Here is a 9003-nt window from a genome sequence, read left to right as displayed (position 1 = left end):
GGTACGCAAATCCTGATCAGGGCCGGAGGTGTAGTCGATCCTGAGTGTCGGGTGTCGCGTGTCGCGTGTCGCTTCGCTCCCCGCGACACCCGACACTGACACTAGGAGGGCTGAAGACTAGGGTTCGGAGGGCTGAAGACTAGGGTTCGGAGGGGTTGAGACTAGGGTTCGGAGGGTTGGAGACTAGGGTTGGGAGGGGTTGAGACTAGGGTTCGGAGGGTTAAGACTAGACATTTACAACTAGTGATCTGCAAACTAACCTAGTCGAATGCGAGAGATAACCGTGCCCTCTAGCGTTGTTGCGCTTCGATCTGACCTGCCCCTTGCCCCGGCAATGGTTTCGGCAGTCTGGGAGATTGCCGCGGCCCTCGATGAGCAGCGAACCCCGGCGACGGTCGAGAATGCTGTGTGGATCGAGGTACCCACAAAGCGTTTGCGTGGTGAAGGCTCTCGGGCCGATAACGTCTGGCTTCGGGAATGCCTGCGCCGTCTTACCAAGGTGGAGCTGTCGGGAGAGCACAAGGGCGATCCCTGGGGCGCCGTGGTACTGGCTGAGTGGCGCATCATCGAAGGCGGTAGCCTTGCCCGTCTGCTGATCCCGCCGGCGGGAGTTCACGCACTCCGCAGTCCCAACACGTTCACGAAGATTGAGGCCACGGCAGCACATCGCCTTAGCGGGCATGGAAGGCGGCTCTATGCGATCCTGGCAGACAAGAAGCGCCTCGGGCGGCCGTACTGGACGTTCCCCGTGGAAGAGCTTCGCGCGCTGATGGGGGTCGAAAGCAAAAAGTCCTACAACCGGTGGAACAACCTTCGGCAATGGGTTCTCGACCCCGCGCTTGATGCGATCAACGATTATGGGACTGTCACGGTCAAGATGACCCCGGAGAAGCGGGGGCGTTCCGTGCACGCGGTCAGGTTCGACTGGCGGTGGAAAGACCCCCATGACGCGACCGAAACGGCCAGCGAGAACGACCGGCACAGCTCGGCACGGCGGAAAAAGCAGGAAGTTGACGACGCGCCGCCCATGATCGAGGACCCGCGAGAAATGGCCCAGCTTTGGTGGGAGGGCCTGACAGCGGACGAGCGTGAAGCCTGGGCGGATCGGATTGGGCGCAAGGCTGAAATCGGCGGGCAGGTCATGCCTCGGCCGGAACGCATTATCCGGGATATGGCCTTCGAGGCCAAAGGACAGATGTCCCCTCCTGAATCGTGAGGCTCTACCGCCTAAACCAGCCTAGCAACCCCCGTTTCACGGGGGGTTCCTGAGGGTTGCCCGCAATGGGTTGCTCCGGCTTGGCAAGCGCCAAGACCTGAGCCGAAGACGTATCCAGTCGCTTTCGAAGATCTGCCACGGTCTCGGCATGAGTTCTGCGCTCTTCCTCGCGATCAGCCCTTTCCTTCTCTCTGTCATCGCGCTCCCGTTCGAGCATCTCCCGAAGCATGGCATTCTCGACGCGCAACTTTTCCTCGTCTACAGAAGGGGTTGCGGCGGGTTCTTCATGGGGGTTGCGCATCGCGTCATGCAACGGTTTTGGTGCGGGTTCCCCGGGTTGCGCAACCCTCGGGTATACCCGGAACACCTCGGCCGGCTCGATGCGGTATGACCCGTCTTCCTGGCGCTGCGCGGAGACTTTCCCCGACTTGATGGCACGACTGATTGTGGACTTGGATAGACCGGTTTCTCGCGCCGCCTCACTGAGGGTCCAGCTCATAAGCTTCGCACCCTGACACCGGGTCCTCTGCCGTCATCCTCAAGGAAGACAACACCAGCCCGTTCAAATACCGCCTGGATAATCTCTATGGTGCTGGCCCGTAGTTCTTCGCCGCGCTCAAGTCGTGAAATTGTATTAGGCGACACCTCGGCTTGCGCAGCCAATTCCCTCAATCCCAAGCCCGTTGCAACCCGAGCCATTTTGCATTGCACCGCGTTCAAATGATAGCCCCGCTACTTTTTCCGTTGACGGTCCGCTACCACCCGTGAAATGGTAGCCATGCTACTATGCACCACATTTGGAGATCCGCCAATGCCGCGCAACCGCGTTTCGGCAGCCGCGTCCGGCTTGCCTGAAGACCCCCGCATGTCCCGCCGTCGCATCTATCTGACAGGACGCAGCCCCTGTGCTCTGTGGAAGCGTCTACGCTTCTGGATCGCCTATAGACGACCGGTCACTTTTCGCGACCTGCGCCGCATAGCCTATGACGCGCAATATCGTCAGGGGCTTCAGCATCCGGACCCCTCTGCTGAAGCCCTGTTTAACGCCGTTATCCGGGAAGCCGAAAGCGTGGTCTGGGGTAGGTGATAGCCAGGGGTGCAATCAGGAGTAGGTCCTGGGACTGAACAATCATCCGCTATTTCCTGCCGCCTTCCCCCTGGACTTGTTCAGGGGGCCTCTGCGTGCCCGGGTGCTCTAAGCCTCCGCCATGATCTACCGCTCCAGCCATCGGACGCACAATCAAAGGTGCACTACGCAGTAGTTCATCTTGACACGAGACGTCCGCGGCGCGAATAAGTGAACTACTCAATAGTTCATTTCAAACGAGGCCAAACATGATCCGCAAAGAGCTTTGCGCCATCGCCGGGATGAAGGTCCCGACCTTCAACAGCCACCGGGCGAATGGGGATCTTCCGTTCATCCTTCCCCTGTCCGAAGCGGAAGACCGAGCGGGACGCACCTGGTCCAACTTCACCATCCATGAAGCCGCCCGGATGCTGGCGGCACGTCATCTGGTCGACGCCAACGGCGTCACCTGGTCGGAAGCCGCCAGCATTCTTCGGGAACCCGGCGCGCTGTGTGGTCCGAGTGGCCCCGGCCACCGCTACTTCGACCGCGCCGGGATCTTCGTGGCAGCAGTCCAGTTTTCCAATGCCCGCACCAACGCGGTGCCGACGCTGTTCCCTGAATCCAAGCTGTACGAAGGGCCGCTGGACCGCATCATCTCTGCCGCCCAAGCCGATGCGGAAGCCTACAACGAGCAGCGCCATGCATTCGGGGAGCAAATCTGTGTCGTCAGCGTCGTGTCCGTAGACCTGTCGCACCACTATCGCCTCGCCCATGGGCTGGCCAAGCAGATGGGCATCGCTCTGGACGGTGAATACGCGCCCGATCCGACCGGGGACTGAAATGGCCAACCGCTTCGACCTCAGCGGGGAAATTCGGACTGGTCGGGCCAAGGCGCTGGCCCGCTTCCTCGGCGACTGCCCCGGTCCTGTCACCCTGGTCATCAACTCCCCCGGCGGCGATGCCATGGAAGGGGCGGCCATGATGGCAGAGGTTCAGCGCCATGGGCAGGTGACGGTCCTAGTGCAGGGCGTCTGCGCCTCGGCGGCGACACTTCCGATGGTTTCGGCCCGCAAGATCATGATCCATCCGGCGGCAGTCATCATGATCCATGAACCGGGGGTGGCAACCTTCGGAACCGCGGATGCCCTCCGCGAAACCGCCAATGCTCTCGACCAGATCACCAGCGTCTACGTGGATGCCTATGCGGCGGCGACAGGCAACAACCGTGATCTGATCGCAGGCTGGATGAAGGCGGAAACCTGGATGACCGCAGCTGAGGCCGTGGAATTCAACTTCTGCGACCTGATCGAAGGCGACACCCCCGAATCCGTTCCCGTTGCCGCCTTCGACTACTCCCGTTTCAAATCCGCGCCCGCCTCCCTGGTGGAACTGGCGCTCAACAATGGCTGGGCGGAGCAATCGCCCAAGAAAGGCTAACCATGCTTGATTTCAAGAAAACGCCTTCAGGCGAACCCTCGCCGCGCTTCCTGGCGCAAGTCCAGATGCGCGTGCGCAAGATCGGTCTCCCCTCTGAGCTGGGCCGCGTCCTGGCGCTCCGCATGGAGGCCCCGAAAGATCTCGATGAACACGAGAGCTTCCTGAGCGGTGTCAGCAATTTCGCCAAGGCCAACAAGATCGCGGCCGATGACCTCGTGGCCTACGTGGAACAGGCCATTTCCGATGAAACGTCCCAAGAGGGCGATGAAGTGGAAGACCCGGAAGAAGATGGCGCCAGCCCCACGGCCCGGATCATGAATCGCATCATTTCCATGGTGCAGGCAGATCGGCCGAAGCCCAAAGCTCGCCCCGGCCTGACGCGCGCTGACATGATGGCCGGTATCCCCGGGGCACCCGGCCGCAATGGTCAGCGCACTCAGCTGATCCAGATGCTTTCCGATCGCATCGACGGTCGAGCCAATGGCGCTGACGCCATGAGCCTCCCGCAGATCGCCATGGCCATGGCCCGCGCGGCGGGGCATCACCCCCGCAGCCTGTCGGACGCTGTCCGCATGGCGACGCACGCCACCTCGGACTTCCCGCAGGTTCTGGAAGGCGCAATCGCCAACAGCGTTGCCCGCCGGCTTGAGCAAGTGATGCCGGCGCTTCTGCGCGCTTCGCATGTGATCTCGGCCAATGACTACAGGCAGGGCAAGCTCCTGGATCTGTCCGCATCCGGCATCCCCCAGGAAATCGGGGAAGGCGGTGAAATCAAGCATGTGACCATCGACGAACGTGGTGAGCTGAAACCGGCGCCCCGAGACTTCGGCTCGGGGTTCAATATCTCCAACAAGGCCCTCATCAACGATAACATGAGCATGTTCGATCAGATCTCCACGCGGATGACCGCCGGGGCAAATGAACGTCTCCGCCAAGTCCTGCTGGAACCCCTCCTGGCAAACGGCGGTCTTGGCCATGCAATGGCAGACGGTCTGCCCGTCTTCCACGAAAGCCATGGCAACCTCGCCGCCGCAGGTGCCGCTCTGAGCGTGACCAGCCTGAGCGCAGCCCGCATTGCCCTCAGGACGCAGAAGGGGAGCCAGGGAGAACTCTACGGCTACGAGCCGTGGGCGCTCGTCGTTCCGCCTCAGCTGGAAACGCAGGCTCAGCAGATCGTCGCGGAAATCACCGCGGCGACGGTTTCCGAGGTCAACCCGTTTTCCGGAACGCTCGAAGTCATCGTTGAGGCCGGTCTCACCAATCCGCAGGCGTGGTATCTGATCGCGAACCCCGGCATGCATGACGGCCTGGCGCGCTCGTACCTGAACGATGGCTCGTCGCCCACGTTCGAAAGTCGCCCCGGCTGGCACTCCCTCGGCCTCGAATTCCGCATGGTCTGGGCGCTCGATGCCCGCTTTGTCGCTGCCTCGTCCTGGTACAAGAACCCCGGCGAGTAACGGCGGGGTACGCCCGATGACAGCAGCCCCTCTCATGGAAGAGGTGGTGTGCGGATATCGCGGCGCCCCATGAACTGGCCACCTATGGCATCGCCGCGCTCCATCGACTGCGCGGCGATGCCTTGGAACCAACGACAAGCAAGAAACTCTTGTGGTCCTCTGGGAAAGCTTCTCCGACGAGGAGCGGCTACGCTTTGCGCAGCACATCGGCCCCGGGTGACTGGTAATCCGGAGGGACAATGACTGATGATCCGCTAGACTGGACTTCCGGCTTGAAGGTGATCGGAGGGGGCGGCATCGACAAGGTGCGCGCGCTCATGTGGAACGCCGAGGATGTGCATGACGATCCGGACACCCTGCAGGAATCCACAAGATGCCCGAGGGAGGCAAAACCCAAGCGGGGCACCTCTGGTAAGGGAGAGCCCAAGGATGTCGACCGCGCAGCGTTTTCCGGGGGCGTCCTGACCGAAGACGCGGTTGCGCTCATGTTCACGGCCGAACACGGCCAAAGCGCGCGCTATGACCACGATGTCGGCAGGTGGGCAATCTGGGACGACGACGCTCAGAGGTGGCAGTGGGACAAGCGTCAGACTGCCGCGCATTGGTGTCGCGAGCTGGCCAGATCGGCCAGCATGGGCGAAGCCCCGAAAGTTCTAGAGCGGGTGCGTCGGCGCAGCTTCCTCTCCGGCGTCGAGGCCATGTGTCGTGCAGATCCTACCCATGCAGTGACGCATGAGGTCTGGGATCCGGACAACATGCTTCTGGGCTGTCCTGGCGTGACCGTGGATCTGCGCACTGGTCAGCATCACCCGCCGCGTCCAGAGGACATGCTGACCCGCATTTCTGCTGTGGCCCCTGATCCTATGATGGAGATTCCTATCTGGCGGGAGTTCCTTCGCATTGCGACGGGTGAGGACGAAGATCTGGAACGATTCCTGCAGGTATTTGCAGGCTACTCGCTCACGGGCTCTGTCAAGGAACACCAGATGGTGTTCTTCCACGGCAACGGCGGCAACGGGAAGTCGCTCCTACTGAATACGCTGGTGGGCATCATGGGCGAGTACGCCCAGACCTCCAGCATGGACACCTTCGCCGCGTCTCCCTTCGAGCGGCACTCAACTGACCTGGCCGCGATGCGCGGAGCGCGCGTGGTGGCCGTGTCAGAGGTTGCGCAGGGTGTGGGCTGGAATCAGCAACGCCTGACCCAGATGACGGGCGGCGACAAGGTGCGTGCGCGCTTCATGCGGCAGGATGAGTTTGAGTATTACCCCAACTTCAAGCTCTGGGTGGTGGGAAACCACAAGCCCGAGCTGGGCAACGTCAACGACGCCATGCGGCGGCGAATGAACATCGTTCCGTTCACCCACAAGCCCGAGCGGCCCGACCCTGACCTGTTCGAGCGACTAAAGCCGGAATGGCCCGGAATCCTGCATTGGATGGTCCTTGGGTGCTTGGAATGGCAGAGCGATGGCTTGTCCCGTCCTGGCGTAATCTTAGCCGAGACCGACGAATACTTCGGGGAACAGGACACCTTCGGGCAGTGGATAACGGAATGCTGCCGCGTGGACAGCCGAGACCCACATTGCTGGGACGTGGCCCTCGAACTGTACCGGAGCTGGAGTGCCTTCGCCGAGGCGCGCAACGCGGCGGCGGGCACAGCGAAGTCGTTCGCGGAGCAACTGAAGGCGAAGGGGTTTGTTCTGGGGCGCCGGACCGTCAAAGGCAAGACAGCGAGAATTTGGCAAGGAGTATCGGTTGTTAGGCTCGGTACTGAGGAAGGCTGGTGACGGATTGGACGGATTGGACGGATACTTTTGTAACTTCCCCACGCGCGCACGCGTGCGCGCGGCAGAGTTACCCGACAATCCGTCCAATCCGTCCAAATGAGGCAAACAAGACGGATAGAACGGAAAGGACACGAGCATGGGATTGATGAGGAAAAATCCGGACCAATGGCGCGCGGTCGAGCTGTGCGATAGGATACGGGAACTGGATTTTACGCTGATGGCACTGGTACTGAATTATCAGCGAGACATGACCCTGAAGGGCGCTGGCGAGCTAGTGAAGATACAGACCAAGCTACGCCAAATCCGGTACGTGATCGAGATTGAAGCAGGGGTTGAGGCAGTGGGTACCTCGGGTCCTTCCTGGGCAATGCCCGAACGGGGGTAATTCGCGCCCCGATGCACGCAAGTGTTTTGGTCCGGAAGAACCCTGCGTGATGGGGTTGTTGTTGGGGTTCCGGCGGTGCGGGCCCACACCTGGTGATGGCAGGGCCGGAATTAGAAATCGCGTAGGGGCCGATTTCCGGGCCGCTGAGCGCTGAACCCTCAACTTTCGGACACGGGTAGCCAAAAGGCATTAACACAACCCACAGGGCCGCACAGCGCCCACTAGGCGCATCCACATTCGGGACAAGTCGGTGAGTGTCCCACGGTCAGAAAAACCCCGACAGGGCGCGGTCTGGAATGGACCAGGCGCGGCACCCATGACCCGAGGCAGGAGCGAAAGTTACACCTTCGCATATATCCTGCCTCGGGCCTTATCTCAGCGTTTCTTCTGCATGTCCTGGCGCAGTTCCAGCAGCTCTTGCGAGTTGGTGTTCAGGGCGTCGATCAAGCCGCGCATGATGTCGTTGGCCTCGTCTTGGCGGGCGTTGAGCGTGTCCAGCTTGCTGGAAAGGGACATCATTTGTTCGATCAGTTCGTTCGCGGCGTCGTCAGTCATATTGTGGTTCCTCGAAGGGTTGGTGATGCCCGATGCCGATGCAGGATAGGCCAGGCGCCGGCATGTGGGCTACCTGAAGCCGCCCAAACCCCTCAGTCTGAGGGGGCATTCAATTGAGGCCGGCCGCTTCACGCAGGGCATCGTTGATGCGTGTTTGCCATCCGGGCCCTTGGGCCTTGAACCGCGAAACCACTTCGGGATCGAGGCGGAGGGAAACAGCCACCTTTGGGTTCTGTGATTTCGGCCGGCCGCCGACGTTCTTCCGCATATTCTCAGCCAATGCCGGAAAGGCATCAGTGAAGGGCTTTGCCTGGGCAAGCTGGGCGTCGGTTGCTTCAGGTGCATCGGGATCGCTGGCAATCATCGCCTGCACCTGGTGTTCGCTGATCCGCTTCATAGCAGTTCCCTTTCCTTCCGGCTGGCGGGTCGCATCGAAATGACCGCGACACCTTCGGTTCCGAGGACGGCAAACACGACTGCGATGGTTCCATCTGCCAGCCGCCCTATCGCCATGTGGCGGTTCTCGTTCGCAGGAACCACCAAGGACGACAGGAAGAACGCTTCGTCCAAATCGGCAAAGTCGAGCCCGTGTTTGGCAAGGTTGGTCTGCCTCTTCGGCTCGTCCCAGACGATCATCATCGACTCATCGTACTCCGTTGATATGGTTATTGTAGATACAAAAACCAAGGAGACCACGAAAATTCGTGGTGGCACGGGCGCGAATTAGATGGCCGGGAGTGGCCAACTGCTGGCACAGGCCGTGCCACAAGACAACTAACATATTGTTTTAATAGGATTTTGCCGTGCCACGAAATGGCATGCCTGGTGCAGACGCCTAACACATTACCTCTCTAAGCAAAGCACATAAAAACAATGGCTTACTCAAACTGAAGCGGAGCTGCATGAGGTGTGGAAACTATCTGAGGTCCCTTGGACCGAAACGGGGACCTGAGGGAACCCGCCACCAGCTGGTGGGTACGCAAATCCTGATCAGGGCCGGAGGTGTAGTCGATCCTGAGTGTCGGGTGTCGCGTGTCGCGTGTCGCTTCGCTCCCCGCGACACCCGACACTGACACTAGGAGGGCTGAAGACTAGGG

12 protein-coding genes are annotated in these 9003 nt (G+C 60.9%); 7 read left to right on the top strand and 5 right to left on the bottom strand.

The features are described from left to right. Positions 1 to 334: 334 nt before the first annotated feature. Positions 335 to 1216: a replication initiation protein gene (locus FQK05_RS25715; RefSeq protein WP_158972433.1), complete on the top strand. Its 882-nt coding sequence runs from the start codon at positions 335 to 337 to the stop codon at positions 1214 to 1216. Between the two features lie 4 nt (positions 1217 to 1220). Here FQK05_RS25715 and FQK05_RS25710 read toward each other — a convergent pair whose 3' ends face one another. Beyond that, the gene (locus FQK05_RS25710) at positions 1221 to 1715 is read right to left on the bottom strand and encodes a hypothetical protein (RefSeq protein WP_158972431.1); all 495 of its coding nucleotides are present in this window, start codon (positions 1713 to 1715) and stop codon (positions 1221 to 1223) included. Further along, the gene (locus tag FQK05_RS25705) at positions 1712 to 1915 is read right to left on the bottom strand and encodes a helix-turn-helix domain-containing protein (RefSeq protein ID WP_199252776.1); all 204 of its coding nucleotides are present in this window, start codon (positions 1913 to 1915) and stop codon (positions 1712 to 1714) included. Before FQK05_RS25705 ends, FQK05_RS25710 begins: the two co-directional genes overlap by 4 nt. A gap of 112 nt (positions 1916 to 2027) precedes the next feature. Between FQK05_RS25705 and FQK05_RS26330 the strand changes: the two genes are divergently transcribed. From FQK05_RS26330 to FQK05_RS25680, 6 genes are all read left to right on the top strand, one after another. Continuing rightward, positions 2028 to 2303, top strand: coding sequence for a hypothetical protein (locus FQK05_RS26330; RefSeq protein WP_233270692.1), 276 nt, complete (start codon positions 2028 to 2030; stop codon positions 2301 to 2303). A 248-nt stretch (positions 2304 to 2551) separates the two neighbouring features. After that, the gene (locus tag FQK05_RS25700; protein ID WP_158972427.1) at positions 2552 to 3124 is read left to right on the top strand and encodes a hypothetical protein; all 573 of its coding nucleotides are present in this window, start codon (positions 2552 to 2554) and stop codon (positions 3122 to 3124) included. 1 nt (position 3125) lies between these two features. Then, a complete protein-coding gene (locus tag FQK05_RS25695; RefSeq protein ID WP_158972425.1) occupies positions 3126 to 3722 on the top strand; it encodes a head maturation protease, ClpP-related in 597 nt (198 codons plus the stop codon). A 2-nt stretch (positions 3723 to 3724) separates the two neighbouring features. Further along, positions 3725 to 5179, top strand: coding sequence for a phage major capsid protein (locus tag FQK05_RS25690; RefSeq protein WP_158972423.1), 1455 nt, complete (start codon positions 3725 to 3727; stop codon positions 5177 to 5179). 239 nt (positions 5180 to 5418) lie between these two features. After that, complete coding sequence (locus FQK05_RS25685; RefSeq protein ID WP_158972421.1) at positions 5419 to 6966, top strand: phage/plasmid primase, P4 family; 1548 nt, start codon at positions 5419 to 5421, stop codon at positions 6964 to 6966. A 136-nt stretch (positions 6967 to 7102) separates the two neighbouring features. Further along, positions 7103 to 7351 (top strand): hypothetical protein, encoded by a 249-nt coding sequence (locus FQK05_RS25680; RefSeq protein WP_158972418.1) that lies wholly within the window; start codon positions 7103 to 7105, stop codon positions 7349 to 7351. 375 nt (positions 7352 to 7726) lie between these two features. Here FQK05_RS25680 and FQK05_RS25675 read toward each other — a convergent pair whose 3' ends face one another. The 3 genes from FQK05_RS25675 to FQK05_RS25665 form a co-directional block, all read right to left on the bottom strand. After that, on the bottom strand, positions 7727 to 7906 hold the full coding sequence (locus tag FQK05_RS25675; protein ID WP_158972416.1) for a hypothetical protein: 180 nt from the start codon (positions 7904 to 7906) through the stop codon (positions 7727 to 7729). 109 nt (positions 7907 to 8015) lie between these two features. Beyond that, the gene (locus FQK05_RS25670) at positions 8016 to 8303 is read right to left on the bottom strand and encodes a BrnA antitoxin family protein (RefSeq protein WP_158972414.1); all 288 of its coding nucleotides are present in this window, start codon (positions 8301 to 8303) and stop codon (positions 8016 to 8018) included. After that, positions 8300 to 8545 (bottom strand): BrnT family toxin, encoded by a 246-nt coding sequence (locus FQK05_RS25665; RefSeq protein WP_158972412.1) that lies wholly within the window; start codon positions 8543 to 8545, stop codon positions 8300 to 8302. Before FQK05_RS25665 ends, FQK05_RS25670 begins: the two co-directional genes overlap by 4 nt. Between the last annotated feature and the right edge of the window lie 458 nt (positions 8546 to 9003).

The sequence above is a fragment of the Chachezhania sediminis genome (genome assembly GCF_009765275.1).
GTDB lineage: Bacteria > Pseudomonadota > Alphaproteobacteria > Rhodobacterales > Rhodobacteraceae > Chachezhania > Chachezhania sediminis.
This window is presented reverse-complemented; position numbering and strand designations above follow the sequence as displayed.

Excerpts from the sequence above, each read along its gene's own strand:
- FQK05_RS25715 (WP_158972433.1), top strand. The coding sequence starts at position 335 with ATGGTTTCGGCAGTCTGGGAGATTGCCGCGGCCCTCGATGAGCAGCGA.
- FQK05_RS25710 (WP_158972431.1), bottom strand. The coding sequence starts at position 1,715 with ATGAGCTGGACCCTCAGTGAGGCGGCGCGAGAAACCGGTCTATCCAAG.
- FQK05_RS25705 (WP_199252776.1), bottom strand. The coding sequence starts at position 1,915 with ATGGCTCGGGTTGCAACGGGCTTGGGATTGAGGGAATTGGCTGCGCAA.
- FQK05_RS26330 (WP_233270692.1), top strand. The coding sequence starts at position 2,028 with ATGCCGCGCAACCGCGTTTCGGCAGCCGCGTCCGGCTTGCCTGAAGAC.
- FQK05_RS25700 (WP_158972427.1), top strand. The coding sequence starts at position 2,552 with ATGATCCGCAAAGAGCTTTGCGCCATCGCCGGGATGAAGGTCCCGACC.
- FQK05_RS25695 (WP_158972425.1), top strand. The coding sequence starts at position 3,126 with ATGGCCAACCGCTTCGACCTCAGCGGGGAAATTCGGACTGGTCGGGCC.
- FQK05_RS25690 (WP_158972423.1), top strand. The coding sequence starts at position 3,725 with ATGCTTGATTTCAAGAAAACGCCTTCAGGCGAACCCTCGCCGCGCTTC.
- FQK05_RS25685 (WP_158972421.1), top strand. The coding sequence starts at position 5,419 with ATGACTGATGATCCGCTAGACTGGACTTCCGGCTTGAAGGTGATCGGA.
- FQK05_RS25680 (WP_158972418.1), top strand. The coding sequence starts at position 7,103 with ATGGGATTGATGAGGAAAAATCCGGACCAATGGCGCGCGGTCGAGCTG.
- FQK05_RS25675 (WP_158972416.1), bottom strand. The coding sequence starts at position 7,906 with ATGACTGACGACGCCGCGAACGAACTGATCGAACAAATGATGTCCCTT.
- FQK05_RS25670 (WP_158972414.1), bottom strand. The coding sequence starts at position 8,303 with ATGAAGCGGATCAGCGAACACCAGGTGCAGGCGATGATTGCCAGCGAT.
- FQK05_RS25665 (WP_158972412.1), bottom strand. The coding sequence starts at position 8,545 with ATGATGATCGTCTGGGACGAGCCGAAGAGGCAGACCAACCTTGCCAAA.